Here is a 26,641-nt window from a genome sequence, read left to right as displayed (position 1 = left end):
ACGGGAACACTATGAATCTAGACCCTCTAGATGGTTTTCGCTGACTTGATCATTGCGCTGCAAAGTCTTTCCTGGCAACCGCTTATTGACGATTTGCAAGGTGATTTCACCGCTCGTCTGAACCTGCGCCAAGTGTCCGGCACTCTGATTTACTAAATTACAGACGTGACACGACAGCTTTGCGTCAAAGGCAGGGCGCACGGTACAAGCGGTTCAAGGATTTTGTCGCTCAAGCAAGGGCGAAGTGCAAGGAGGCGGGATGCTATGGCCAGAGTCATTCTGGAGATCGATACGCAACTGTATCGATTATTGAAGTCATCGGCCGAGACCAATCATTTGAGTCTCGAAGAGGAGTGTTGCCGGCGTCTGGAGGGAGCCGAGCGGCGCTCGCGCTATTTACAGGCGTTGTTGGCCGAACTGCGCGCCGAGGATGAACAGCGGCGCGCCAATTCCCATTGATTACTTTTTCTTTGCCGGCGGCGTGGCTTTCGGGCAATCCGATTCCTCGAAGCTGGCGGAGCCGACCGCGCGATTGGTTTTCACCTCGGTAAAGTCGTAACGCATGATCGCGCCCTTCTTCATCAGCTTGCGGAACCCCTCGTTTCTGCAGACGGAGGCGCCAAGCTGGAAGTACACCGCTTTCGGATCAGCCCGCATCTTGTTGGCGTGGCTGCTTTGCACGCTCAAGTGGTTGATCAGAACATTGCCTTCGGCGGTGTAGCCCTGGTCGAGAATGTCTTCGTTGATCGCCCGTGGCGTGCCGACGCTGCTTTGTGCGGCGACGTTTCGCAGCTCTCTGTTGAGATTCTGCTCACTCAAGGACGCAGCCTGAGCGCTGAAGGACGACGCCAGCAGGATGGCAGCGGTGGGAACGATAAGGCGCAGCATGAAACTCTCCTGGTTCGGTGACTGGTGGTTCGACCAGCCACAGGGCTGTGCGTTCATTGGCGGCGAATTATAGGGGAGCCCGTCTGGACGGTACAGGCTTGTGCCGGCCGCTCTGGTAAACTGCCGGCCTTTATCGCCCTGAGTGCCGTTCGTGTCGAGTTTTCCTGTCTGCCGGTGTTGCCCACGATGAACCACGCCCCCAACGCCGTAGCCCGCTTGCGCGACCAGCGCGAAGAGGAGGGCATCAAGCCGATTCAGGCCCGAGGCTGGAGGGCGACGCGTTGCCGTGCCTGCCGCGTGATCGAGAGCCATTGCCTGTGTGCCTGGCGTCCGCAGGTCGAGACCCGCTCGGGCGTGTGCCTGATCATGACCAACAAGGAAGTGTTCAAGCCGAGTAACACGGGGTGGCTGATCGCTGACGTAGTGCGCGACAACCATGCGTTCATCTGGTCGCGCACGGAAACCGATCCGCAGCTGCTGGCGTTGCTCGCCGACCCGCAATGGCAGCCGTATCTGGTGTTTCCGGGCGAGTACGTCGAGCCTGAGCGCGTGACCAACACCGTCGAGGTGGATAGCAGCAAGCGACCGCTGTTCATTCTGCTGGACGCGACCTGGACCGAAGCCCGGAAGATTTTTCGCAAAAGCCCGTACTTTGAATCATTGCCGATCCTGAGCCTGCTGCCCGAGAAGCTGTCGCGCTATCGTCTGCGCCGGTCGACTCGCAGCGAGCATTTGTGCACGGCGGAAGTGGCGGCGTTGTGCCTCGATCTGGCGGGCGATGTCGACGCCGCGTCGGCACTGGACGCTTATTTCGACGTGTTCAGCCAACATTACCTCGATGCCAAGCATCAGCTGGAAATGAACGTCGCAACACCGGCACATGCCGAGCTGATGCCTTTCGTACCGAAAACGGCCGCCGTCACGGCCTGATTGTCGCCCATACTGCAAAGAACTGTAGCGGCCAGGCACCTTGACCACCCCGGTTTCGCTGGGCATGCTTGGCGCCGATTGGGGCGCGGCTGTAGTTTCAGACGCCGTATTCTTTACGTGATTGCCACGTCGTTGGCGTTGAACGTGCCCTGTTGGTGCAGCTCCGTGGCTGCGCCTTGAGCTGTTAGAAGAACAGGATCATTTGAAAAATGGCCACATACGAAATCCTGATTGCCGATGACCACCCTCTTTTTCGTAGCGCCTTGCATCAAGCGTTGACCCTGGGTCTTGGCCCGGACGTCCGTCTGGTGGAAGTGGCGAGCATCGCCGAGCTGGAAACCCGCCTCGACGAAAAATCCGACTGGGACCTGGTGTTGCTGGACCTGAACATGCCGGGCGCCTACGGTTTTTCCGGGCTGGTGCTGCTGCGTGGTCAGTACCCGCAAATTCCGGTGGTGATGGTGTCGGCCCAGGAAGAAGCCTCGATCATGGTCAAGTCCCGTGAGTTCGGTGCCAGCGGTTTCATTCCTAAATCGAGTGACCTGAGCGTGATCCAGAAAGCCGTACGTTCGGTACTGGATGGCGATGTGTTCTGGCCGCCTCAGGCGTTCGAAGCAGTCAGCGTTTCCGATGAAGCCAAGGCCGCCAGTGAAGGCCTTGCCAGCCTGACACCGCAGCAGTTCCGGGTGCTGACCATGGTCTGTGAAGGGTTGCTGAACAAGCAAATTGCCTACGAACTGAGCGTGTCCGAAGCGACGATCAAAGCCCACGTCACGGCGATTTTCCGTAAGCTGAATGTACGGACCCGAACCCAGGCGGCGTTGCTCCTGCAACAACTTGAGTCAATTTCAAGCCACTGAAGGTTGGCGTCTTCACGCTTTTTTGACTTTGGTTGATCTAGCTTTCCCACTCCTTTTTGGTCAGTTGCCACTTTTATGTCCCCTTTCAAAGGCCAGACCGGCCTGAAACGCATCCTTAACGCTTCCGGTTACTCGCTGGACGGCCTGCGCGCAGCCTTCACCGGCGAAGCGGCTTTTCGGCAACTGGTGTTGCTCAATGTCATCCTGATTCCGATTTCGTTCTTTTTGAACGTCAGCCGTGTCGAGCAGGCGCTGTTGATAGCCGTCTGCTTGTTGGCGTTGATCGTCGAGTTGCTCAATTCAGCGGTGGAAGCGGCCATCGACCGCATCTCCCTGGAATTGCACCCACTGTCCAAGAACGCCAAGGACATGGGCAGCGCCGCGCAGTTGGTGGCGTTGACCATGATCGCGCTGGTGTGGGCGGTGATCCTGCTTTAAGCGATGGTGGGCAGCACGATCTCGTCGCTGCGCTGAACCCCGGCGGTGAAAGCGCGGCACAGGTCGAGGAATTCGCGCATCGCCGGCGTCTGAAATTTCTGTTTGTGCCAGATGAAATAGAACTGCCGCGCCAGATCGAGATCCGGCGTCTCCACCGGCACCAGGCTGCCGCGGCGAAACGCGTCGCGCAGTGCCAGCCGTGAAATGCAGCCAATCCCCAATCCTGATTCCACCGCGCGCTTGATCGCTTCGGTGTGTTCCAGCTCCAGGCGGATATTCAACGCGCTGCGATGATGACGCATGGCCTGGTCAAAGGTCAGGCGCGTGCCCGAGCCTTGCTCACGCAGAATCCACGCCTCGTGGCTCAGTTCTTCCATGGTCGCCGTGCCGCGCAGGGCCAGCGGATGCTGCGGCGCGCAGAACACCACCAGCTCATCCTCGACCCAACTCTGCACTTCGATGTCCGGATGGCTGCAGTCGCCTTCGATTAGACCCAGATCAATTTCATAATGCGCAACTTGTTGCACGATGTTGGCAGTGTTTTGCACGTGCAGCTTCACCTGGCTTTCCGGGTGGCGCTGCATGAAGCTGCCGATCAGCAGCGTAGCCAGGTAGTTGCCGATCGTGAGGGTCGCGCCGACCGCCAGCGAGCCGAAACCGGATTTGCCGTTGAGCAGGTCTTCGATTTCCTTGGCCTGGTCGAGCAACGCCACCGCTTGCGGCAACAATTGCTTGCCGAGGGCGTTGAGGCTCAGCCGTTTACCGGCGCGGTCGAACAGCTGGCAGCTGGACTGGCGCTCCAGTTCGGTGATCGAGGTGCTTGCCGCCGATTGCGACAGGTTGAGCAGGCCCGCAGCACGGGATACGCTTTCCTGCTGGGCGACGGCGACGAAGACTTGAAGTTGACGGAGAGTAAATCGCATATCGATATAACCGATAACCCTTATCTTAATAATCCATTTAACAGATATTGTCGCTGCCATTAGAATGCGATGCAATTGCGCAGACCACAGGCGCAGGCAAAATCTCCAGGAGTCCCACGTACATGAGCAACATGAACCACGAGCGTGTCCTCAGTGTTCACCACTGGAACGACACTCTGTTCAGCTTCAAGTGCACCCGCGATCCGGGCCTGCGCTTCGAGAACGGTCAGTTCGTGATGATCGGCCTGCAACAGCCCAACGGCCGGCCGCTCATGCGCGCTTACTCGATTGCCAGCCCGAACTGGGAAGAGCATCTCGAGTTCTTCAGCATCAAGGTGCCTGATGGCCCGCTGACTTCCCAGTTGCAGCACCTGAAGGAAGGCGACGAGATCATCATCAGCAAGAAGCCTACGGGCACGCTGGTACTGGACGACTTGAAGCCTGGCAAACATTTGTACCTGCTCAGCACCGGTACCGGTCTGGCGCCGTTCATGAGCGTCATCCAGGACCCGGAAACCTACGAGCGTTTCGAAAAAGTGATCCTGTGCCACGGCGTACGTTACGTCAACGAAGTCGCTTACCGCGAATTCATCACCGAGCACCTGCCGCAGAACGAGTTCTTCGGCGAGGCCCTGCGTGACAAGTTGATCTACTACCCGACCGTGACCCGCGAGCCGTTCGAGAACGAAGGTCGCCTGACCGACCTGATGCGCAGCGGCAAGCTGTTCAGCGACATCGGTCTGCCACCGATCAACCCACAGGACGACCGCGCCATGCTGTGCGGCAGCCCGAGCATGCTCGACGAAACCAGCGAAGTGCTGAACAGCTTCGGCCTGAAAGTTTCGCCGCGGATGCGCGAGCCGGGTGATTACCTGATCGAGCGTGCATTCGTCGAGAAATAAGAATACCGCTCAACCGCTCTGCTCTACCTGTGGGAGCGAGCCTGCTCGCGATGGGGGAGTGTCAGTCGACATCAATGTTGACTGTCACACCGCAATCGCGAGCAGGCTCGCTCCCACAGTTGTTTTTGGTGTTCAGTCCTTCGCCGAAATGACTTCGAGAACGCGGATCATGCCTGCTTCGGGATAATGCCACCGCACATCCACATCCCAGAACTGCGCGCCATATTCCCGCTCAGGCGCGGGCGTCTGATAAGCCGGCCGCGGATCCTGCGCCAAGCACTGCTCAACCAGCTCCACCAAAGGCTCTTCCAGCCGCTGAGCGTGCCCATGCGCCTGTTGCAACGCTGAGTCCGTCCACTGCACGGCAATCAGCTGCGGCGCAGCGCTGGCGATGCTATTGGACGCCGTGTCGATGATGTCGGCATAAGGCACGTAGGGTTTGATGTCGAGAATCGGCGTGCCATCCAGCAAGTCGATGCCGGATATCCACAGGCGATTGGCCTCGACCTTGTCCAGCTTCACCACGGATTGGCCGATGCCGTTGGGCCGGTGCGTCGCGCGGGTGGCGAACACGCCCATGGATTTGTTGCCGCCGAGGCGAGGCGGGCGGACTTTCAGGCGTGGCTTTTCTTCCAGGGCCTGATGAAAAAGGAACAGCAGCCAGACGTGGCTGACCTGCTCCAGACCCTGCACTGCGTCGCCCTGATCGAACGGCGCCACCAGTTCCAGCACGCCGCGAGCGGCGGGTGCCAGTTGCGGCTGGCGCGGGATGGCGAACTTCTCCTTGAAACAGGAGCGCACGAAGCCGATGGGGGAAACGCTGTAGGTCATTGGTTTAGGGTCGAAGCAGGATTGAGGGCTGGCATGATAACCCGATCGACCTACATTCAGCGGTGCTTGTGCCGGCCCCATCGCGAGCAGGCTCACTCCCACAGTGGATCTCGGTCTGCCACAGATTCTGTGGACACAGAAAATCCTTGTGGGAGTGAGCCTGCTCGCGATAGCTGCACCACTAATTTAAAGGCTAAACCCACCATCTAGAGGAATGATATTCCCGGTCATGTAAGCCCCCGCCGTACTCGCCAGACTGATCGCCAACGCCGCCATCTCTTCCTCCCGGCCCCAGCGCTTCATCGGAATCAACGCCGTATCCTCCGCCAGCGCCTGCTCATCGTTCCCGATGTGCTGGGTCATCTTGCTCGGAAAGCGCCCCGGTGCGATCACGTTGACGTTGATGTGCTGGCTCACCAGTTCCCGCGCCAGAATCCGCGACAATTGATGCAGGGCAGCCTTGCTCGGCCCGTAGGCATAAGCCTGTTCGCCGAAGGAAGAAATCCCCGCCACCGAGCCGATGTTGATGATCCGCGCCGGATTGGCTTCTGACCCGGCCTTGCGCAGCAGCGGCAAGAACTGCTGGATGCAGTTGAACACCGATGTCACGTTGAGCTGCATGACCTTTTCCCAGCCCTTGACCGGATAGCTTTCCAGCGGCGCACCCCAGGTGGTGCCAGCGTTGTTCACCAGGATATCCAGATGGGTGATCTGCTCGGCCAACCCCGTGACCAGTTGCAGCACACCTTCTTCAGTGGCCAGGTTGGCGGCCACCGCGTGGCACGTTCCGAAGGCGCTCAACTCGTCAGCCGTTTGCTGACACGCTTCGGCATCGCGCGCGCAGACGTACACGGTGGCGCCGGCCTCGACATAGGCCTTGGCGATCATTTTGCCGATACCACGGGTGCCGCCGGTCACCAGAGCGGTGCGGCCTTGCAGGGAAAAGTACGGGTGCATGGCGAATCCTGAGAGCTGAGGGTGCATACACCCTAGTCGTCAGCCGCTGGAAGCGGAGCCACTATTTTTGCGCGGAATGAAGGTCTATAGAGCCTTCGGCTACTGCCACCCCTGTAGGAGCCGGCTTGCCGGCGATGGCGTCCTCAAAATCGCCATCGCCAGCAAGCTGGCTCCTACAGGGGGCGGTGGTGGCCCAAGGTCTGTGGGGGTTACTGCGGGCGAACGCGCAGGGTCAGGCCCTTGAGGAAGTTGCGCAGCAACTGGTCGCCGCACGGGCGATAATTGGTGTGGCCGAACTTGCGGAACAGCGCGCTCAGCTCAGGCTTGGACACCGGGAACTCGGCGGCCTTGAGGATCGCGTGCATGTCGTCTTCTTTCAGCTCGAAGGCCACGCGCAGTTTTTTCAGGATGATGTTGTTGGTCACCGGCACTTCGATTGGCTGCGGCGGACGGCTTTCGTCCTTGCCGCGTTTGAAGATCACCAGGCCGTCGAGGAAATGCGCCATGACTTCGTCCGGGCAGCGTACGAAGCCTTCCTCGTCCTCTTCTTTCTTGTCGAGGTAGGTCAGCAGGGCTTCCAGGGACACGTCCATGCCGCCGAGCTTGATGATCTCGATGACTTTCTTGTCGCTGATGTCGAGCATGTAGCGCACGCTGCGCAGTACGTCGTTATGAATCATGGTGTGCAATCCTGATAGTCGGCAGTGGGCGCCGCATAAGCCGCGGCGCCAGAATGTGTGGCGGCGTGAAAAGTCTTAGAACTTCTCTTTGCCGGACAGGTAGCGCCATTGGCCCAGCGGCACTTTGCCGATGGACACGCCGCCGATGCGGATGCGGCGGATAGCGACGACCTTCAGGCCGACGGCCTGGCAGAACAGGGCAATCACGCCCGGTTGTGGGTTCTTCATCGCAAAACGCAGGCGGTTTTCGTTCTGCCAGCTGGCCTTGACCGGCGGCAGTTCCTTGCCCTTGTAGGTGAGGCCATGGTTCAGGCGGTTGAGGCCGTGAGCCACCATCTCGCCTTCAACCTCGACCACATACTCTTGCTCGATTTTCGCGGAGTCGGCGGTGAGTTTGCGCAGGATCTTCCAGTCCTGGGTGAACACCAGCAGACCGCTGGCGTTGGCCTGCAGGTCGGTGCTGGCGGTCAGGCGCTGGAAATGGCCCTTGAGCGGACGTTTGCTGAAGCGATGTTCTTCGCTCAGGGTTTCGGCGCTGATGGTGGCCATGGCCGTATCCGCGTCCATGCCTGCCGGCACGTTGAACAGGATGGTCACCGGCTCTGGTGCGGTGGCCTGGGCCTGCGGGTCGAGCTCGACTTTCTGGGTGTCGACCTTGAACTGCGGCTCGTCGATGACTTCGCCGTCCACGGTGACCCAGCCGCCCTCGATGAACAGCTCAGCCTCCCGACGGGAACAGCCGACGAGTTCGATGAGGCGTTTGGAGAGACGTATCGGGTCAGTCATGACAGGGCCGTAACAAAAAAGGGGTGGGCATTGTACCTGCTGGGCGCCGGTTAATCCCGGCTCCATTTACGCCGTACAGCTATTTGTAGGAGCTGGCTTGCCAGCGATGGAGGTCGGAACACCGCGTTTATCCAGAAAGGACGCGTTATCGTTCGGGTCCATCGCCGGCAAGCCGGCTCCTACACAGGTCAGCCGTTGCTCGACTGTTGCCGGGTTTGGCGCAGCCGCATATGCAACAGCGGATAAGGCTGCCCCATGCCGTCATGCTCGGTGCGGCCGATCACCTCGAAGCCCTGTTTGAAGTAGAACCCCAGCGCCTGCGGGTTCTGTTCATTGACGTCCAGCTCATCGGCGTTCAGGTGTTCCATGGCATAACGCAGCAACTGCTTGCCCAGGCCCTGGCCACGGTGGGCCGGGTCGATGAAGAGCATTTCGACTTTGCCTGCTGCCACGCCGGCGAACCCGGTGATGCGCTGGCGCGAGTCTTTGGTGCAGATCAGCATCACCGCGTCGAGGTAGCGCGTCAGCACCAGATTCTTCAGCAGTTCGATGTAGCTGTCGGGCAGAAAGTCATGGGTGGCGCGCACCGAGTCTTCCCAGACCCGAGTCAGTTCCTGGTAGTCGCTCTGTTTCGGCGTGTGGATGACCGAATGTTGGCGCATGGCCGAATGCCCCTTTTGCAGTGGATGGCGCGAGTCCTTTCTCCCACAAAACGATAGACGTAAAAAAGCCCCGCATCTCGTCAAGAGAGCAGGGCTTTTCGTATTTTTTGCGTTTAGATCTGTTCAGCCCACAGGTCGTATTCGTCGGCGTCGGTAACCTTGCACCAGACTTTGTCGCCCGGTTTCAGGTTGCTGCCGTTGTCGATGAACACGTTACCGTCGATTTCCGGGGCGTCGAAGAAGCAGCGGCCAACCGCGCCTTGCTCGTCGACTTCATCGACCAGCACTTCGATTTCACGGCCGACGCGCATTTGCAGACGTGCCGAGCTGATGGCTTGCTGGTGCGCCATGAAGCGGTCCCAACGGTCTTGCTTGACGTCGTCCGGGACGATTTCCAGGTCCAGGTCGTTGGCCGGTGCGCCTTCAACCGGCGAGTACTGGAAGCAGCCAACGCGGTCGAGCTGGGCTTCGGTCAGCCAGTTCAGCAGGTACTGGAAGTCTTCTTCGGTTTCGCCGGGGAAGCCGACGATGAAGGTCGAACGGATGATCAGGTCCGGGCAGATCTCGCGCCAGTTCTTGATGCGCGCCAGGGTCTTGTCTTCGAACGCCGGGCGTTTCATCGATTTCAGGACTTTCGGGCTGGCGTGCTGGAACGGGATGTCCAGGTACGGCAGGATCTTGCCGGCGGCCATCAGCGGGATCAGCTCGTCGACGTGCGGGTACGGGTAAACGTAGTGCAAGCGAACCCAGACGCCGAGGGTGCTCAGGGCTTCGCAGAGTTCGGTCATGCGGGTTTTCACCGGCGCGCCGTTCCAGAAACCGGTGCGGTACTTCACATCGACGCCGTAGGCGCTGGTGTCTTGCGAGATCACCAACAGCTCTTTGACGCCGGCCTTGACCAGGCGCTGGGCCTCGTCGAGCACGTCACCGACCGGACGGCTGACCAGCTTGCCGCGCATCGACGGGATGATGCAGAAGCTGCAGCTGTGGTTGCAGCCTTCGGAAATCTTCAGGTACGCGTAGTGGCGCGGGGTCAGCTTGATGCCTTGCGGCGGCACCAGGTCGATCAGCGGGTTGTGATCCTGACGCGGCGGCACGACGTTGTGCACGGCGTTGACCACTTGCTCGTACTGCTGCGGACCGGTCACGGCCAGCACGCTCGGGTGCACGTTGCGGATGTTGCCTTCTTCGACGCCCATGCAGCCGGTCACGATGACCTTGCCGTTTTCCTTGATGGCTTCGCCGATCACTTCCAAAGATTCTGCCTTGGCCGAGTCGATGAAACCGCAGGTGTTGACCACCACGACATCGGCGTCCTGATAAGTGGACACAACGTCATAACCTTCCATGCGCAGCTGGGTAAGGATGCGCTCGGAGTCGACCAGTGCTTTGGGGCAACCCAGGGATACGAAGCCAACCTTTGGATTGGCCGGCGCAGGAGTGGTGGACATGTCTAACCTCGGTATTTGTGACGCCTCCAGCCGAAGACGGCAAGGCGACAGACGGGCGCTTGTTGCGCCTCTGATCAAAAAGTGCGCAATTCTAGCGATGAGAGACGCACTTGACCAGCTTTATGGAGGGAAATACGACGAGTGCTGCGCTATGCTTCGCGCCGTTACGCGTTACCGATTTTTTACAGTCAACAAAACGTCTGTAACGTCATGTAAAACAGCGCATGCTGCGTGACAAAGCATAGTGCTTCTTCCAAGAAGTCCGGTCTGGGTAGTAGGAGTGTTGGATGGGTCAGGCAAGTAGTCAGGCGGCGGGTGCCGAGCATTCGGCGGCGAAGCCGATCGGTATGCTGGTCGCGGCGGTCGGGGTGGTTTACGGCGATATCGGCACGAGCCCGCTGTATACCCTCAAAGAAGTGTTTTCCGGTGGTTACGGCGTACCGGTCAACCATGACGGCGTGTTGGGCATCCTGGCGCTGATCTTCTGGTCGCTGATCTGGGTCGTCTCGATCAAGTACATGATGTTTGTCCTGCGCGCCGACAACCAGGGCGAAGGCGGGATCATGGCGTTGACCGCGCTGGCGCGGCGGGCAGCGGCGGGGCACAAGAAGTTGCGCACGTTGCTGGTGGTCTGCGGGCTAATCGGCGCGGCGCTGTTCTATGGCGACAGCATGATCACTCCGGCGATCTCCGTGCTTTCGGCGATTGAAGGTCTCGGGCTGGCCTTCGAAGGCATCGACCATTGGGTGGTGCCGCTGTCGTTGATCGTGCTGGTGGCGCTGTTTTTGATCCAGAGCCACGGCACCGCGCGAATCGGCATCCTGTTCGGGCCGATCATGGTCACCTGGTTCCTGGTTCTGGGCGCGCTGGGCGTCTACGGCATCATGCAGCATCCGGAAGTGTTGCAAGCGATGAACCCGGTCTGGGGTGTGCGCTTCTTCATCGTTCACCCGGGCATGGGCGTGGCGATCCTCGGCGCGGTGGTGCTGGCGTTGACCGGTGCCGAAGCGCTGTACGCCGACATGGGCCACTTCGGACGCAAGCCGATTGCCCGCGCCTGGTTCATCCTCGTGCTGCCGGCGCTGGTGCTGAACTACTTCGGCCAGGGCGCCTTGCTGCTCGGTGACCCGGAAGCGGCGCGCAACCCGTTCTATCTGTTGGCGCCAAGCTGGGCGTTGATTCCCCTCGTCGGCCTGTCGACCCTGGCCACGGTGATTGCTTCGCAAGCGGTGATTTCCGGCGCGTTCTCCCTGACCCGCCAGGCGATCCAGCTCGGCTACATTCCGCGCATGCACATCCAGCACACCTCCAGCGCCGAGCAAGGCCAGATCTACATCGGTGCGGTGAACTGGGCGCTGATGGTCGGCGTGGTGCTGCTGGTGCTGGGTTTCGAATCTTCCGGCGCCCTGGCCTCGGCTTACGGCGTTGCGGTGACCGGGACCATGCTGATGACCAGCATTCTGGTGTCGGCAGTGATACTGCTGCTATGGAAATGGCCACCGGTCCTTGCGGTGCCGGTCCTGTTGGGATTTTTGCTGGTCGATGGCGTGTACTTCGCCGCCAACGTGCCGAAAATCGTACAGGGCGGGGCCTTCCCGGTGATCGCCGGTATTGCGCTGTTCGTGCTGATGACGACCTGGAAGCGCGGCAAACAACTGTTGGTGGAGCGCATGGACGAAGGCGGGCTGCCGCTGCCGATTTTCATCAGCAGTATCGCCGTGCAACCGCCGCATCGCGTCCAGGGCACCGCCGTGTTCCTCACCGCGCGGCCAGACGCCGTACCCCACGCGTTGTTGCACAACTTGTTGCATAACCAGGTGCTGCACGAGCAAGTGGTGCTGCTGACGGTGGTGTACGAAGACATCCCGCGAGTACCGACGACGCGGCGCTTCGAGGTGGAATCCCACGGCGAAGGGTTCTTCCGGGTGATCCTGCACTTTGGCTTTATCGACGAGCCGGACGTGCCGCAAGCGCTGAAGCTGTGCCATCTCGATGACCTCGACTTCAGCCCGATGCGCACCACCTACTTCCTCAGTCGCGAGACGGTCATCGCCTCGAAGCTTGAGGGAATGGCGCGCTGGCGCGAGGCGTTGTTTGCGTTCATGTTGAAGAATGCGAATGGCAATTTGCGGTTCTTTAATCTGCCGCTGAACCGGGTGATTGAGTTGGGTACGCAGGTCGAGATGTAATCCCGCGACATCAAAAAGCCCCCGTTGCCGTGAAGGCAGCGGGGGCTTTTTATTGCCCGACGCCTGACGTTGGCTGACAACGATCCCCTGTGGGAGCGAGCCTGCTCGCGATGGCGGACTAACATGCACCATTAATGTTGCCTGACAGATCGCTATCGCGAGCAAGCTTGCTCCTACAGGGACCGTGTTGCTGGCTTTTTTGTGAGTGTGGCCCGTCGTTTTTAGTTGCGCTCAGGTCATTGTTTTTTGGATTCGGTCTTTGTCCAAACCGGCCGCTCCAGCACCTTCACTGCATCATCAACCACTGCCTTGCTCATCGCCGTCAAATAATGCGCGGCCCAGGCGTGTCGGTCGGTGTCGCGGGCGTAGGCAGCATCTTTGGTCAGCTCCTTGGCCAGGTACAGGAAATCGGAGGCCATGGCTAACGCATCGCTGAGGGGAACGTCTCGCGTGACATGGAATAGGGGTTGGTTTGAGCAGTAGAGGACGGGGGTGAGGCCGATGGTTTTTAGTTCTGAGGGGGCAGGTGAATCTGTTTTGCTCATGGTGTATCTCCTAAACTGAGGAGCCGCCACGTTCGTTTCCAAGCGAATGGGTGGCAGCTGTGCGCAGGTTGGAAAACCGGGAGCCTAGGAAACCGGCACGTCCGAAGACGTCCCACGCACAACCGCCATGACACAAAATTGCAGCCGTAAATGTCTGCGGTCATGTTGGGCACGTTGTTGCCTACGCTCGACGGGTTTCCAAGCCCGATCGCTGAATGGTCAGCGACGTCCGGAGACTATCCCGTCAAAGAAAAGCGCAACAAGGTATCAAAGTGCCCAAAAAACACGATTCGGAGTTTGCCTACAAGGTCTGCGGGCGTCATCCGATATCGCGCTGTCTGAAACAAACAAAAACTAAACGCCGCAAGTGATTCTACGAGCCGAGGACATGGGCGCAAAAAATTAAATGAGTGTCGGGGGAAAAACATGATGGCGTTACTAGAACGTGCTGAACAGGCAATATCAGTGGTCGCAATGGTCAAGGACTTCAGTACCAGGCTCACTGAAATCTCCACTCGAGCCATCGAGCGCCTGGTTATTTTCAAAGACAATCAACCGGCAGCGGTCATCATCAACGTTGAGGCGTATCAAGAAATGCTCGACGAGCTGGATGACCTTCGGATTGAAGTAGCTGTTCTGGAACGCCTGACCGGCTTTGATGAGACCAGCGCAATCGACCACGACGATATGCGGGGACGGCACGCCAGGAAAGGCTGAAGCAACAGGGGGTGGCGTGTTTCTAAGAAGCTTCCGACAAGTATCGATTGATATTGACGACTCGATATTTTCATTGAGACAAGTGTCCACGTTTTATGGAATGTGGACACTTGGGTTTTCAGCATCGTGGAGAGTCAAGACATTTTGCATTGTTCAAACTGGCCAGCCTGCACGCCATAAAATCCTTCTAGCCGTTAGTGCTTCATGTCTGTACGAACCTTTTTTGGGGACTTTCTTTGACTTGAAGAGCAATTCATTTTCAACGTTTACACGGTCCATTGTAGGAGCCGGCTTGCTGGCGATGGACTCAAGTGCACCGCGGTGAACCAGTCCGTACGCGTAATCGTTAACGACCATCGCCAGCAAGCTGGCTCCTACAGGTTCTGTGTTTCCCGGTAATCCGTGAAGAACCATAAAAAAGCCCCCGCTACCGTAAGGCAGCGGGGGCTTTTTTGTGGGCGGGTTCAGGTCACTCCTGAGCCGCCGTCTCCTTCGCCTGGCGCTTCTCGATCACATCCACCAACCGTTGGGCCAGTTTCGGGTAGTTCTCGTCGAAGTGGTGGCCGCCGGGCAGTTTGATGGCTTCGCCTACGGCGGTTTTGTCGGTGCAGCCACTTTCGTCGATTTCTTCTTCACCGAAGATGCACACCACTTTCTCCGGTGGCAGCTTGGCCATTTCCGGGCCGGTGGCGGCTTCTTTGCCGGCGTTGCCGAGCCAGCCTTCGACTTCGATTTCGAAGCTGCCGGTGCGGGCGAAGGCCAGCAGGATGATTGCGTCGACGCGTTGCTGTTCCGAGGCTTCCAGGCGGTTGTAGATTGCCGGCAGGACGTCGGCGCCGAACGAGTAGCCCGTCAGGATGAAGCGCTTGGTGCCCCATTTCTGCCGGTAGTGTTGCATCAGTTCGGCGAGGTCCAGGGCGCTTTGCTCCGGGCTCTTGTGCTGCCAGTAGTAGCGCAGGGTGTCGATGCCGACGACCGGGTAGCCGATCTTGGCCATTTCGCCCGCTACGTCGCGGTCGAGGTCGCGCCAGCCGCCGTCACCGGAGAGGAACAGGGTGACGGTGTCCTTGGCCTGGCCGGCCGGGACTTCAACCACTGGGATTTGCAGGCCGCCAGCGGCTTTGTCGCCACCGACGAGGAGCTTGCGCAGTTCGTTGTTCAGCACTTGCGGCAGGTTGATGTCGTAGTCGCTGATGCTGGTTTCGGCGTTGGGTTGGTCGCGCACGAAGCCGGCGCTGGTGTCGTCCGGGTTGTCGTTCCACGCCACCAGCCAGTGACCGTGAGCGGCGCTTTTCGGCAGCAGGTGGGTGCAGCCGGGTTTTTCCAGGGCCAGGTCCACCGACACGGCCTGGGACTTGTCGTCCTTCTGCTCGGACAACCAGCGCCATGCCAGTACGGCGCCAGGGCCGATGCCGCTGACCAGCGTCGCCGGGCCTTTGAGTTCTCTCAGGCCGGATTGCAGGGCGCGGCTTTGCAACAGGCAGTCCTTGGGCAGGATCACCTGAACGATCTGCGCCGAGCCGCTGCGGCTCAGGGTCATCAATTGTTTGTCGCTGAGCTTCTGGTCGTCATTGACCGCCACCAGCACCTGGGCGCGCGGCGTGTTACCGGGGATGACGCGGGTCATCGCGGCGCCGTCGGCCGGTGTCAGCCGTTCGAGCGTCGGTTCTGGTGCCGGGCGTTTGAGGTACCAGTAACCGCCACCGAGAATCAGGGCCAGCACTACCAGTGTGCCCAGTACGTACCGCAAGGAGCGTTGAATCATCAGCGTTTCACCAATCCAGTCAAGCCGCCCGCAATCAGGGCAGCAGTGTCGGCCAGGGCAACCAGCGGATCGAGTCCGGCGGGCACAGCCATATAACGGGGTTCCCAGTCAGGCTGGAACTTGTCTTTGAAGCGGCGCAAGCCTTGGAAGTTGTACAGCTGCTCACCACGGCGGAAAACCATCGAGCCCAGACGCTGGGTCAGTGGTGCGCCACGACGGGGTTGCAACCCCGACAGCGGCACCATGCCCAGGCTGAAACGCGCGTATCCATGATTTTTATAATGTTGAATCAGGCCGACCATCATGAATTCCATGGTCAGTTTGGGGGCATCCGGGTGTGCGCGCATCAGGTCGAGGCTGGCCAGGTCATGGCCGAAAGTCTCGAGCAAATTGGCGAACGCCACCGGGCGCCCTTCGAAACGGATGACAGCGATGCGGAAATGCTTGAGGTAGTCATCACCGAAACGACCGAGGGAGAAGCCTTTCTCGCGCACGTTCTTGCCGGTCAACCAGGCATCGGAAATCACCTTGAGCTCATCCATCGGCGCATGCCCTGGCTCATGGATCTCCAGCGACAGGCCATCACGGGTGCCACGGTTCCAGGTGTAGCGCAGGTCTTTCATCTCTTTGCCCTTGGCTTCGAGATCAAAGCGCTGCAGATCGACCCGGGCTTCTTCGCCGAGCTTGATCGCAGTCAGGCCGATGTCCATGTAGTACGGCAGGTTCTCGGCGCGTACTTGATAGAACACGGGGCGGGCGTGGTGGATGTCACAGAGGTCGCGGAACTGCCAGATCATTTCCGCCCGTTGCTGGGTCGGGCCGATCGGGTCATACAAGGCCACCAGGCTGCGTCCACGGCGGGCGTACATCAGGAACGCTTCGTCGTTAGGGTGGAACAGCAGCGCCTTGTCACCGGTCAGGGCGAGGCCACCGTCCGGTTGGGCGGAAGCCATCAGGATTTTTACCGCGCGTTCCAGTTCGTCCGGCGTGGGCAGGTGAATCACCGGGCGTGCGGTGCGCAGCAGCCAGGTCAGGGACACCACCACCAGCAGCACGGCGGCGCCGAGCAGCGAGCGCAAGCCACGCGGGGCGTCGGCGTCGAGGGTGAACTGCCACCAGAGTTGATGGCTGTAGGGAACGTCCTGATAAGCGAACAGCAGCAGCCAGATTGACGCACCGAGTACACAAAGGCTCGACACCAGATACAGCGGCGAAAACGGCAGTTCGGTCAGGCGGCTCGGGCGATAGAACGAGCGCCGGAAAACCCCCAGCAGGCTCGCGGTCAGGGTCATCAGGCAGGCTTCTTCCCAGTCGAAACCCTTGAGCAGCGAGAGCACGGCGCCGACCAGCAACAGAATGGTGGTCAGCATCCAGGCGGCCGACAGGCGTCGACGCAGGCCTTGGGCCAGCAGCAGGCAAAGTACGCCGACGAGGCTGGCGCCGAAGTGCGAAGCGTCGACCAGTCGATGGGGGATCAGGAAACCAATGTGTTCCAGGCGCGTATCGATTTCCGGGGTCACGCCGGAGAACAGCAGCACCACGCCGGACAGAAACACCAGCACCGCCAGAATCGGCGCGGCCAAGCCGGAGGCTGCACGCAAGGATTGACGCGTTTGAAACAAACGCTGGCCTTCATTGACCAACAGCAGCAAGCACGCGACGAGCAGCGGCAGCACCACGTAGATCAGGCGATAGAGCAGCAACGCGGCGGCCAGCGGTGCGGCGCCAAGTTTGTCGGCGAAGGCGGCCAGCAGAATGGCCTCGAATACGCCGACGCCACCGGGAACATGGCTGAGCACACCTGCGGCCAACGCCAGCAAGTACACCAGCAGGAATGCGCCGAAGGGCGGTGCTTCCGGCAGCAACAGATACAGCACGGTTGCGGCGGCGGCTACGTCGAGGGCGGTAATGACCAGTTGCAGGAACGTCAGGCGACGGCCAGGAAGGCGCAAGGTGCGACGGCCGACCTTGACCAACAGGTTGTCTGCATAAGGCTGCTCTGGCAGGCGCCGGCGATAGATGCCGACGGCCAATACGGTAAACAGCAGCAATACAGCGGCGGCAATCGCACCCAGCAGCATCTGGGAGAGGCCCAGGGCGGCAGAGGCGGCAGGCAGGTTGCTGAGTGTGGCGAGGGCGGCCAGCGGGGGCAGGGCGCAGCCGAGCGAGAGGCTGGCGAACAGCGTCATGTGCGCGACATCGGAAGCCCCCAGGCCATGACGCGCATATAAACGGTAGCGAACCGAGCCTCCCGAGAGCATCGACAGGCCAATGGCATTACCGATGGCAAATGCCGTGAACCCGCCCAGGGCAAGAAGCCGCGGCGCCAGGGTCACGCCGGCATAGCGGCTGGCCGACCATTCGTAGCCAAGCAAGATGATGAAGCCGACCACCGTTGCGGCCAATGCGCCGAGCAGTGCCGGTTTCGGTACGTCGAGAATGGAGTCGTGCAGAGCGTAAAGATCGAGTTCGCTCAGCAGGTGGCGACAGGCAATCAGCGCGATAGCGAACAACAGCAGGGTGACCGCCAGGCCAATGGGCTGACGGTACTTGCTGACCAGATCAAGCAAGCGCAGACGCTCGGCCTTGATCGGTTGTGTCGCTGTGACGGTGTCTTGTGAATCAGACGAGTTGGCGCGCATCAATCACCTCTTGGATTGTGCGCGACAGGATGGGGGTATCCAGCCAAGTTACCAATCCCTGTAGAAAAAAATAATCACAAATATTAACGCCTCTCACCGATCAGCGGCGATGGCATGGCATCCGTCGTAGGGGGTTCTGTCTGCGATTCAGCATAGTCTGAACTCAGAACTCAGGTGATCCCGAACGCTTCCCTACACAGTGACAGGTCATTGTTGCGAAAGGACTTTTTCAACAGATACAAAAAAGGCCACTCTTTCGAGTAGCCTTTTTTGATGTTTGGTTGCGGGAGCCGGATTTGAACCGACGACCTTCGGGTTATGAGCCCGACGAGCTACCAGACTGCTCCATCCCGCGTCTGTGTGGCGGCATTCTATAGAGATACGCCAGTGTGTCAACCGTTAATCCGGCGCCGGGTCAAATAAGCGTAAATAAGCGGCGAACGGTCGCAGGGGAGCGTTAAGTTTCGGAATCAGAACGATTTCTCCGTGCTGTCAAAAAACAAATTACTCACGGAATGTTGGGGGACGCACCGATGCGCATTACCTGTAGGAGCCGGCTTGCTGGCGATGGACTCGAGTGCGCCGCGTTGATTCAGGCAGCACGCGTTATCGTTAACGACCATCGTCGGAGCGCCGCCCGCAGACAAGCCGGCTCCTACAGGAAAGCGTGCATGAATTGAAATCGAATCGCATGGCAAAACACGCGCGCACAAAAAAGGCCACTCTTTCGAGTAGCCTTTTTTGATGTTTGGTTGCGGGAGCCGGATTTGAACCGACGACCTTCGGGTTATGAGCCCGACGAGCTACCAGACTGCTCCATCCCGCGTCTGTGTGTCGGCATTCTACAGAGGAACGCCGGGCTGTCAACCTTCAATCCAGATAAAACCTGTTCTGGTTCAATCGCTTAGCTCTGATAGAGGGCGGTGTGATCGGCTGTGAGTCAGGCCTGGCAAGGCTTGCAGCTCTATCGCAGGGGCACTTTCGATTGAGAAAATAAATTCATCTGTAACTTTTCCTACCATTGGGTAAGAACATTCAGACTACTGGTGCTATATACAGGTGTCGGTGAGATACTGCAGATCCGGCATGCCTTGACTCCAATTCTACGCCATGAACACCGCTTTTATATGAGCCAGCGAAAAATCATCCACGTCGATTGTGACTGCTTCTACGCTGCCATCGAGATGCGCGACGACCCGCGCCTCGCCGGAAAACCCCTGGCGGTGGGTGGTTCGGCGGATCGGCGCGGGGTGATTGCCACCTGTAACTATGAAGCGCGGGCGTATGGCGTGCGTTCCGCGATGTCGTCGGGGCACGCCTTGAAGTTGTGCCCTGACCTGACCATCGTCAAGCCGCGCATGGACGCCTACCGGGAAGCCTCGAAGGAAATTCACACGATCTTTCGCGATTACACCGACCTGATCGAACCGCTTTCCCTCGACGAGGCTTACCTCGATGTGTCGGACAGTGCGCACTTCGGCGGCAGCGCCACGCGAATTGCCCAGGACATCCGTCGTCGGGTGTCCAATCAATTGCACATCACGGTTTCCGCCGGCGTGGCGCCGAACAAGTTCCTGGCCAAGATCGCCAGCGACTGGAAGAAGCCCAATGGCTTGTTTGTCATTACGCCGGATCAGGTCGAGGATTTCGTCAGCGGTTTGCCTGTCAGCAAGCTCCATGGCGTTGGCAAAGTGACTGCCGACAAACTGGGCAGGCTCGGTATTGTCGATTGCTCGCATTTGCGCGAATGGGACAAGTTGGCGCTGGTGCGTGAATTCGGCAGTTTTGGCGAGCGATTGTGGAGTCTGGCCCGTGGGATCGATGATCGGTTGGTGCACAACGACAGTCGGCGGCAATCGATCAGTGTCGAAAACACCTATGACGTGGATCTGCCGGATCTGGTGAGCTGTCTGGATAAATTGCCCGAGTTGCTGGAAACCCTGGCGGGCCGCATGGCGCGAATCGACAACAGCTATCGGCCGGGCAAGCCGTTCGTCAAAGTGAAATTCCATGACTTTACCCAGACCACGCTGGAGCAGGCCGGGGCAGGGCGGGATCTGGGGAGTTATCAGTTGTTGCTGACCCAGGCGTTCAATCGCGGCGGGAAACCGGTGCGGTTGTTGGGGATCGGGGTGAGGCTGGAGGATTTGCGCGGAGGGTTTGAGCAGATGGAGTTGTTTGAGCGCTAGATTTGCGGTGGATTTCCGGGCCTCTTCGCGAGCAAGCCCGCTCCCACAGTTGACCGAGTTGTTCAGGTGAACACGGTCAACTGTGGGAGCGGGCTTGCTCGCGAAGCTTTTGCTTTTAGTTCGGTCCCGGATCCGCGACCAGCCGCCCGGCATCCTTGGTCAACGACTTGAGGAATTCGGTCTGCAACTCAGGATCGTTACGCGTCAGCTCAATCAAACTCTGTTCAAGCTCACTGGCTTCTTCTTCCAGACCCAGCTCCGACAGACGCTTGACCCGGTGTACCCACTGGCTCACTTCGTCGTCTTCAAGATCGTCGTAAATCAGCCCGTGGGCTTCGAGCAACTTGCCGCGCAACGAGCTGCTGACCGCCAGGGTCGAATCCGTGTGCACATCGTCCTGACTATCTTCGACCTTGATCAGCAGGCGACTCAGGTGATTGATGTCATGTTCGGCGAACGGACTGTCCAGCAGGTTCAGGCGCAACACACCGTTTTTGTCGGTGCTCAGCTCGAACGTTTCCTTGCCGGCCTTGACCTCCACCGGGCGCTCGCTCCAGGGCAGGCTCGAGTATTCGGTGCGCTTGTCGAGCTGGACTTCGTCGATACCGGCGAGGTTCTGCTGCGCACGACCGTGAGACGGCGCGTTCATGAACGGGTTGAGCCCGGCGAAACCGTAGCTGAACCAGTCCTTGGTCACGCTATCCGGCAGGTTGCCGAGGGCGAACACGTTGACCACGTTCGCGCCGACACCGGCCACCACGGCCACCGCGCCCAGCGGGATCTCGTAGACCTCCCGCCAGGGTTGGTAAGGCGTGTAGCGATCGTAATGACGGGTGACTTCGAACTCGGTGACTTCGAAGGTCTTCTGCTCGTGGATCTTCACCCGACGTTGCGGCAGCTCAAGCACCTTGGGCTCACCGACATCGATCTGCAGGCTGTGATCGAGCAATTTGCGCTCGACACGAGCCTCGTGCTCGCTGCGTTGCGACATGTGATTGGCGCAGCCGCTGACCAGCAGGGTGCCGCACAGGGCGGCACCACCGAGGCCTAAGGTGTTTCGCTTGAACATGACTTCTCTATCTGGTGTCAGCGGCGGATACGGGCCTGGAGGAAGGACAGCACGTCAGCGACCGGCAGCGCTTGCGCCTCGGGCTCGGTGCGGCTCTTGTATTCCAGATTGCCTTCGGCGAGGCCGCGGTCACTGACCACGATCCGGTGAGGAATGCCGATCAGCTCCATGTCCGCGAACTTGATGCCCGGGCTGGTTTTCTTGTCGCGATCGTCCAGCAGCACTTCGAAGCCGGCCGCAGTCAACTCTGCGTACAGCTTGTCGGTCGCTTCGCGAACCTGTTCGGTTTCGTAGCGCAGCGGCACCAGCGCGATCTGGAATGGCGCCAGTGTGTCGCTCCAGATGATCCCGTTGGCGTCGTTGTTCTGCTCGATGGCCGCAGCTACCACGCGGGAAACGCCGATGCCGTAGCAACCCATTTCCAGGGTGACCGGCTTGCCGTTCTCGCCCAGCACTTCGCACTTCATCGCTTTGCTGTACTTGTTGCCCAGCTGGAAGATGTGCCCGACTTCGATGCCGCGTTTGATTTCCAGGGTGCCTTTGCCGTCCGGGCTCGGATCACCGGCCACGACGTTACGCAGGTCGGCAACGGTCGGAACCGGCAGATCACGCTCCCAGTTCACGCCGAAGTAGTGCTTGTCGTCGATGTTCGCGCCGATACCGAAGTCGCTCATCAGCTCGACGGAACGGTCGATGATGATCGGCAGCGGCAGGTTCAGCGGGCCGAGGGAGCCGGCGCCGGCGCCAATGGCGTCGCGCAGTTCGCTTTCGGACGCCATGACCAGCGGGCTGGCAACGCCAGGCTGGTTGGCGGCCTTGATTTCGTTCAGCTCGTGGTCGCCACGGATGATCAGGGCAATCAGCTTGCCTTTCTCTTCAGCGTGAACCACGAGGGTCTTGATGGTCTTTTCAATCGGCAGATTGAATTTTTCCACCAGCGCGGCGATGGTCTTGGTATCTGGCGTGTCGACCAGGCGCATCTCTTCAGTCGGTGCGGCGCGAGAGGTTTCACGCGGTACCGCTTCGGCTTTTTCGATGTTCGCTGCGTAGTCGGAGCCGTTGCTGAAGACGATGTCGTCTTCGCCGGATTCGGCCAGTACGTGGAATTCGTGGGAGCCGGCGCCGCCGATGGAGCCGTTATCAGCTTCAACCGGGCGGAACTTCAGGCCCAGACGGGTGAACACGTTGCAGTACGCCTGGTGCATGCGGTCGTAGGTGACCTGCAGCGAAGGCTGGTCAGCGTGGAACGAGTAGGCGTCCTTCATGATGAATTCGCGGCCGCGCATCAAACCGAAGCGTGGGCGGATTTCGTCACGGAATTTGGTCTGGATCTGATACAGGTTGATCGGCAGCTGTTTGTAGCTGCTCAACTCGTTGCGCATCAGGTCGGTGATCACTTCTTCGTGGGTCGGGCCTGCGCAGAAGTCGCGACCGTGGCGATCCTTGAAGCGCAGCAATTCAGGGCCGTATTCTTCCCAGCGACCGGATTCCTGCCACAGCTCAGCCGGTTGTGTACTCGGCATCAACACTTCAAGAGAGCCTGCGGCGTTCATTTCTTCACGAACGATGGCTTCGACCTTGCGCATTACTCGCAAGCCCATCGGCAGCCAGGTGTACAGGCCCGAGGCGAGTTTGCGGATCATGCCGGCGCGCAGCATCAGCTGATGGCTGATGACGACCGCGTCGGAAGGCGTTTCTTTCTGTGTGGCGAGCAAAAATTGACTGGTGCGCATGGTTGGCCGTTGTCGGTTGCTGATGACGAGAAATGACGGAGCATTGTACGGGCGAGATCTGCTGGCGTACAGGCGCGCGGTCGGTGGTGTGGCAGGAGGGCGGGAATCTCCACGCCCTTTGCGATGCTTCCTACGATTCTTCCGCGACCTGGGCTGGAACCGGCTCAGGCTTTGGGGTTGGGCCTTCGCGGCGGCTCTCCTGGAACCAGTGCAAGGCGATCAACACCAGCGTCGGAACGCCCAGCAGCGCGGTGATCAGGAAGAAATCATGGTAGCCGAATTTTTCCACCATGACCCCGGAATAGCCACCGATCAGGCGCGGCAGCAGGAGCATGATCGAGCTGAGCAGGGCGTATTGGGTGGCGGAGAACTTGAGGTTGGTCAGGCTCGACAGGTAGGCGACGAATGCGGAGGTCGCCAGGCCCGAGCTGAAGTTGTCCAGGGAAATGGTCAGGATCAGCATGTTCAGGTTGGCGCCCATGTCGGCGAGCATCAGGAACAGCAAATTGGTGCCCGCTGACGCCACGCCGCCGATGAACAGGATCGGCAGGATGCCGAAACGCACGATCAGCAGGCCGCCCATGCCGGCGCCGACCAGCGTCATGATCAGGCCGAAGATTTTGCTGACGCTGGCAATCTGATCCTTGGTGAAGCCCTGGTCGATATAGAACACGTTGGCCATCACGCCCATCACCGTATCCGACATCCGATACGTGGCGATCAGCCCGAGCAGCAGCAGCGCTTGCCAGCGGTAACGCAGAATGAAGTCGTTGACCGGTGTCAGCACCGGCGCCAGGCCACGACGGCCTATGGCCGACAGGCACATCGCGGTGAGCGAGGTGTAGAGGATCGCCCGCAGGAATGCGCGGTCCTGGAGCAGCAGGTCGAGCAGGCTGACGCCGTCAAACAGCACGCTGGCGAAGTCGGTGTTGTAGAGCTGGGTGAACATGGCCGGCACGGAAACCAGCAGCACGATCAGTACGAACACCGAGGCCAGTTGATGCACGAAGCTGTAGCGCCCGGCCTGCAGTTGCGTGCGCAATGGCACCGGCGGTTCGCGCATGAAGAAAGAGGTCAGCAGCGCCGGAACCATCAGTGCGCCGAACAGCAGGTAAGTGCCGGCCCATGCCGAATGCTTGTAGTTGAAACCAGTGGAGCCAAAGCCTTCGGCGAAGAACAGGGCGCCGGCAGTGGCCAGCAGTGCCGCGATCCGATAGCCGGACATGTAGCTGGCGGCCAGGGCAGCCTGGCGGCTGTCCTCGGCGATTTCCAGGCGATAGGCGTCGACCGCGATGTCTTGCGTTGCCGAGGCGAAGGCCACGACTACAGCAATGGCGATCAGCCAGGACAAGTGTTTTTGCGGGTCGCAGAAACCCATCCCGATCAAGCCGAGGATTACCAGTGCCTGGGAAAGTACCAGCCACGAGCGACGGCGACCGAGCTTGCCGAGAAATGGCAGGCGCCATTGGTCCAGCAACGGTGACCAGACCCATTTAAAGGCGTAGGCCAGACCGATCAGGCTTGCATAGCCAATGGTTTCGCGAGCCACACCGGCTTCACGCAACCAGACTGACAGTGTCGAAAACACCAGCATGTAGGGCAGGCCGGCGGCGAAACCAAGCAACAACAGCACAAGTGTCGATGGGCTGGCATAGGCGGCGAGCGCGGCGCGCCAGGTTTTACGGGGCATGGGCTGAAGTCTGCCTCAAGATTACGGAAACAAAGCGCGCACTCTAACCGCTGTGCTCTACCGGGCGCCAGCCATGGCGCTGAATATCAACACGATTGTTCAGGACACTGACGCCTTCAGAGCGCAATCGTGCGCGTTGCTCGTCCCCTGAAGGACTGCCCACGGGCAGGCTGATCCGACCGCCGGCACCGAGTACCCGGTGCCAGGGCAGTTTGGTGTCGCCGGGCAACTGGCTGAGCGTACGACCGACCCAGCGCGCGGCGCGACCCAGTCCTGCGAGTTCGGCAAGTTGACCATAACTCACGACTTTGCCCTCGGGCACCTGCGCCAGAGTGAGGTACAGCGCCGTGCGTCGGATTTGCGCAGGGCTTTCGGTTTCTGCATCGGCGTCGGTCACATCCGGGATCCCTTTAGGAGCCAGCCAGCTCGCGATGGTCGTTAACGATAACGCGAGCTGTCTGGGAAAACGCGTCGATCTTGAGTTTATCGCGAGCAGGCTCGCACCTACAGTGGCTGACCGTCTGTAGGGTAAATCCTCGATCAGTAATTGAGAAATGAACTCAATAGAGATGGGCGGGTCAGTCCTTGTTAGGGCCTTATTCCTATGGATAATGCCGACTTTTTTCGCAAATTTGAGCCTGTCTTTGCTTATGGTGTCCAGAACCCTGTTGTGCCTCGCTGTCCTGAGTGCTTCCACGCCCTTGCTCGCCGACACCGTGTGGTTAAAGAACGGTGACAAGCTGAGTGGCAAGATCACTCTGTTCGACGGCGGCAAGCTGGTGATCCAGACCGAATACGCCGGTTCGGTTCCGATCGACTGGAAGCAGGTCAAAACCCTGGAGAGCGATCAGGAGTTGCTGGTCAAGCAGGATGCCTACAGCGGCGAGAAGGCCAAGTCGCTGCACGCGGCAGACGACGGCAAGGTGACGCTGGAAAACGGCGAGGCACCGAAGACCGTCGAGCTGGCGAGTATCCAGCAGATTCTCAAGCCCAAGCCGGTGGTTGAAGATCTGGTCTGGAAAGGCAATATCGATGCGGCGCTGGATTACCAGCGGGCGGAAAAGGACACCGACGACTACGATATCGACTTCAAGACCACTGCACGCCATGGCAGATGGCGGCATATCGCCGAAGGCGAGTACAACCGTGAATTCCAGGATGACGTGGTCACCACCGACAACTGGCGGGGCGAGTACTCGCTCGACCGCTTCCTGACCGAGAAATGGTTCTGGCAGGGCCGTGCGGTTTATAAGCGCGACAAAGTTGAAGAGCTCTCCCGTCAGCGCACCGTCGGTACCGGTCCGGGTTACCAGTTTTGGGATGACGAGCTAGGCGCATTCTCGCTCGGCTCGCTGTTCAATCACACGGACTACCAGTTCTCCGACGGCAGCAAGGACAACTTCTATTCCCTGGCGATGAAGTGGGATTACAACCGCTACCTGATCGGCAAGAAGGTGGAGTTCTTCACCAATGGCGAAGTGGGCAAGCCGTTGTCGGGTGTGGCGGATTATGCGCTCGATGCCGAAATGGGCTTGCGCTACAAAGTGACCGAGTGGGCGTCGCTTAACCTGAAGGCCGAGCGAGACATCATCAGCGGTACAGACGATGCCGATCTGGACAAGACCCGCTACACCGCAGGGTTCGGTGTGGCCTGGTAAAACCATTCGCGGGCAAGCCTCGCTCCTACACGTCCTAGTGATCTGTAGGAGCGAGGCTTGCCCGCGAAGGCGTCAGTACTGTCCATAGCGTTTGGATCACTACAAAACACCCGCCCACAAAAAAGCCCCGCTTTTA

The 26,641-nt window shown here is 59.6% G+C and carries 25 protein-coding genes and 2 tRNA genes; 10 read left to right on the top strand and 17 right to left on the bottom strand.

What is annotated here, in order from left to right:
* Positions 1 to 30: 30 nt before the first annotated feature.
* Both J4E42_RS29500 and J4E42_RS17985 read left to right on the top strand, forming a co-directional pair.
* A complete protein-coding gene (locus J4E42_RS29500) occupies positions 31 to 156 on the top strand; it encodes a hypothetical protein (RefSeq protein WP_259331695.1) in 126 nt (41 codons plus the stop codon).
* Between the two features lie 108 nt (positions 157 to 264).
* Positions 265 to 459 (top strand): hypothetical protein, encoded by a 195-nt coding sequence (locus tag J4E42_RS17985; protein ID WP_008030018.1) that lies wholly within the window; start codon positions 265 to 267, stop codon positions 457 to 459.
* Here the strand turns inward: J4E42_RS17985 and J4E42_RS17980 are convergent, their stop codons facing one another.
* Complete coding sequence (locus J4E42_RS17980) at positions 460 to 888, bottom strand: PA3611 family quorum-sensing-regulated virulence factor (RefSeq protein ID WP_008030019.1); 429 nt, start codon at positions 886 to 888, stop codon at positions 460 to 462.
* A gap of 186 nt (positions 889 to 1,074) precedes the next feature.
* Here J4E42_RS17980 and J4E42_RS17975 point away from each other — a divergent pair, with 186 nt between their 5' ends.
* The 3 genes from J4E42_RS17975 (at position 1,075) to J4E42_RS17965 (ending at position 3,116) form a co-directional block, all read left to right on the top strand.
* A complete protein-coding gene (locus J4E42_RS17975) occupies positions 1,075 to 1,818 on the top strand; it encodes a tRNA-uridine aminocarboxypropyltransferase (protein WP_207285793.1) in 744 nt (247 codons plus the stop codon).
* Positions 1,819 to 2,027: 209 nt separating this feature from the next.
* Positions 2,028 to 2,678: a response regulator transcription factor ErdR gene (gene erdR, locus J4E42_RS17970; RefSeq protein WP_008039285.1), complete on the top strand. Its 651-nt coding sequence runs from the start codon at positions 2,028 to 2,030 to the stop codon at positions 2,676 to 2,678.
* Between the two features lie 75 nt (positions 2,679 to 2,753).
* Entirely contained in the window at positions 2,754 to 3,116 is a 363-nt protein-coding gene (locus tag J4E42_RS17965) for a diacylglycerol kinase (RefSeq protein WP_008030027.1), read from the top strand.
* On the opposite strand, the gene J4E42_RS17960 is transcribed toward J4E42_RS17965, so the two are convergent.
* Positions 3,113 to 4,039 (bottom strand): LysR family transcriptional regulator, encoded by a 927-nt coding sequence (locus J4E42_RS17960; RefSeq protein WP_008030029.1) that lies wholly within the window; start codon positions 4,037 to 4,039, stop codon positions 3,113 to 3,115. The two genes, J4E42_RS17965 and J4E42_RS17960, sit on opposite strands and share 4 nt — an antisense overlap.
* Before the next feature lie 122 nt (positions 4,040 to 4,161).
* On the opposite strand from J4E42_RS17960, the gene fpr reads away from it, so the two are divergent.
* Positions 4,162 to 4,941 (top strand): ferredoxin-NADP reductase, encoded by a 780-nt coding sequence (fpr, locus tag J4E42_RS17955; protein WP_003443014.1) that lies wholly within the window; start codon positions 4,162 to 4,164, stop codon positions 4,939 to 4,941.
* 132 nt (positions 4,942 to 5,073) lie between these two features.
* Here the strand turns inward: fpr and tsaA are convergent, their stop codons facing one another.
* The 6 genes from tsaA to rimO form a co-directional block, all read right to left on the bottom strand.
* Entirely contained in the window at positions 5,074 to 5,772 is a 699-nt protein-coding gene (gene tsaA, locus J4E42_RS17950) for a tRNA (N6-threonylcarbamoyladenosine(37)-N6)-methyltransferase TrmO (RefSeq protein WP_207285792.1), read from the bottom strand.
* 186 nt (positions 5,773 to 5,958) lie between these two features.
* On the bottom strand, positions 5,959 to 6,729 hold the full coding sequence (locus J4E42_RS17945) for an SDR family oxidoreductase (RefSeq protein ID WP_008039280.1): 771 nt from the start codon (positions 6,727 to 6,729) through the stop codon (positions 5,959 to 5,961).
* A 209-nt stretch (positions 6,730 to 6,938) separates the two neighbouring features.
* The gene (locus J4E42_RS17940; RefSeq protein ID WP_008030033.1) at positions 6,939 to 7,409 is read right to left on the bottom strand and encodes a DUF1456 family protein; all 471 of its coding nucleotides are present in this window, start codon (positions 7,407 to 7,409) and stop codon (positions 6,939 to 6,941) included.
* Between the two features lie 75 nt (positions 7,410 to 7,484).
* Complete coding sequence (locus tag J4E42_RS17935; protein ID WP_192228521.1) at positions 7,485 to 8,195, bottom strand: rRNA pseudouridine synthase; 711 nt, start codon at positions 8,193 to 8,195, stop codon at positions 7,485 to 7,487.
* A gap of 188 nt (positions 8,196 to 8,383) precedes the next feature.
* Positions 8,384 to 8,857 (bottom strand): GNAT family N-acetyltransferase, encoded by a 474-nt coding sequence (locus J4E42_RS17930; RefSeq protein ID WP_008030037.1) that lies wholly within the window; start codon positions 8,855 to 8,857, stop codon positions 8,384 to 8,386.
* A 113-nt stretch (positions 8,858 to 8,970) separates the two neighbouring features.
* Positions 8,971 to 10,308, bottom strand: a complete 1,338-nt coding sequence (gene rimO, locus J4E42_RS17925) for a 30S ribosomal protein S12 methylthiotransferase RimO (RefSeq protein WP_207285791.1) — start codon at positions 10,306 to 10,308, stop codon at positions 8,971 to 8,973.
* Between the two features lie 287 nt (positions 10,309 to 10,595).
* Between rimO and J4E42_RS17920 the strand changes: the two genes are divergently transcribed.
* Positions 10,596 to 12,497: a potassium transporter Kup gene (locus tag J4E42_RS17920; protein WP_008030040.1), complete on the top strand. Its 1,902-nt coding sequence runs from the start codon at positions 10,596 to 10,598 to the stop codon at positions 12,495 to 12,497.
* A gap of 236 nt (positions 12,498 to 12,733) precedes the next feature.
* Here J4E42_RS17920 and J4E42_RS17915 read toward each other — a convergent pair whose 3' ends face one another.
* Complete coding sequence (locus J4E42_RS17915) at positions 12,734 to 13,042, bottom strand: DUF3077 domain-containing protein (protein ID WP_008039277.1); 309 nt, start codon at positions 13,040 to 13,042, stop codon at positions 12,734 to 12,736.
* 426 nt (positions 13,043 to 13,468) lie between these two features.
* On the opposite strand from J4E42_RS17915, the gene J4E42_RS17910 reads away from it, so the two are divergent.
* A complete protein-coding gene (locus tag J4E42_RS17910) occupies positions 13,469 to 13,759 on the top strand; it encodes a hypothetical protein (protein ID WP_008039275.1) in 291 nt (96 codons plus the stop codon).
* 469 nt (positions 13,760 to 14,228) lie between these two features.
* Here J4E42_RS17910 and J4E42_RS17905 read toward each other — a convergent pair whose 3' ends face one another.
* The 4 genes from J4E42_RS17905 to J4E42_RS17890 form a co-directional block, all read right to left on the bottom strand.
* Positions 14,229 to 15,524, bottom strand: a complete 1,296-nt coding sequence (locus J4E42_RS17905) for a virulence factor family protein (RefSeq protein WP_008030041.1) — start codon at positions 15,522 to 15,524, stop codon at positions 14,229 to 14,231.
* Positions 15,524 to 18,166: a bifunctional lysylphosphatidylglycerol flippase/synthetase MprF gene (gene mprF, locus J4E42_RS17900; RefSeq protein WP_207285790.1), complete on the bottom strand. Its 2,643-nt coding sequence runs from the start codon at positions 18,164 to 18,166 to the stop codon at positions 15,524 to 15,526. The genes J4E42_RS17905 and mprF overlap by 1 nt, the downstream gene beginning before the upstream one ends.
* Positions 18,167 to 18,444: 278 nt before the next feature.
* Positions 18,445 to 18,521, bottom strand: a tRNA-Met gene (locus J4E42_RS17895).
* 394 nt (positions 18,522 to 18,915) lie between these two features.
* Positions 18,916 to 18,992 (bottom strand) — tRNA-Met (locus J4E42_RS17890).
* 301 nt (positions 18,993 to 19,293) lie between these two features.
* On the opposite strand from J4E42_RS17890, the gene dinB reads away from it, so the two are divergent.
* Complete coding sequence (gene dinB, locus J4E42_RS17885; protein WP_008030047.1) at positions 19,294 to 20,355, top strand: DNA polymerase IV; 1,062 nt, start codon at positions 19,294 to 19,296, stop codon at positions 20,353 to 20,355.
* Positions 20,356 to 20,470: 115 nt separating this feature from the next.
* Here dinB and J4E42_RS17880 read toward each other — a convergent pair whose 3' ends face one another.
* From J4E42_RS17880 to J4E42_RS17865, 4 genes are all read right to left on the bottom strand, one after another.
* Positions 20,471 to 21,424 carry a hypothetical protein gene (locus tag J4E42_RS17880; RefSeq protein ID WP_008030049.1) on the bottom strand — a complete coding sequence of 318 codons (954 nt, stop codon included), beginning with the start codon at positions 21,422 to 21,424 and terminating at the stop codon, positions 20,471 to 20,473.
* 17 nt (positions 21,425 to 21,441) lie between these two features.
* Positions 21,442 to 23,157: a proline--tRNA ligase gene (locus J4E42_RS17875; RefSeq protein WP_207285789.1), complete on the bottom strand. Its 1,716-nt coding sequence runs from the start codon at positions 23,155 to 23,157 to the stop codon at positions 21,442 to 21,444.
* A gap of 130 nt (positions 23,158 to 23,287) precedes the next feature.
* On the bottom strand, positions 23,288 to 24,847 hold the full coding sequence (locus J4E42_RS17870) for an AmpG family muropeptide MFS transporter (protein ID WP_008039268.1): 1,560 nt from the start codon (positions 24,845 to 24,847) through the stop codon (positions 23,288 to 23,290).
* 43 nt (positions 24,848 to 24,890) lie between these two features.
* Complete coding sequence (locus J4E42_RS17865; protein ID WP_008030054.1) at positions 24,891 to 25,244, bottom strand: MGMT family protein; 354 nt, start codon at positions 25,242 to 25,244, stop codon at positions 24,891 to 24,893.
* Between the two features lie 253 nt (positions 25,245 to 25,497).
* Between J4E42_RS17865 and J4E42_RS17860 the strand changes: the two genes are divergently transcribed.
* Positions 25,498 to 26,505, top strand: coding sequence for a DUF481 domain-containing protein (locus tag J4E42_RS17860; RefSeq protein ID WP_207285788.1), 1,008 nt, complete (start codon positions 25,498 to 25,500; stop codon positions 26,503 to 26,505).
* Positions 26,506 to 26,641 lie beyond the last annotated feature (136 nt).

The sequence above is a fragment of the Pseudomonas sp. FW300-N2A2 genome, assembly GCF_017351735.1.
GTDB lineage: Bacteria > Pseudomonadota > Gammaproteobacteria > Pseudomonadales > Pseudomonadaceae > Aquipseudomonas > Aquipseudomonas migulae.
The sequence above is the reverse complement of the archived record's forward strand: the minus strand, read 5'-3'. Positions and strand labels throughout refer to the sequence as shown.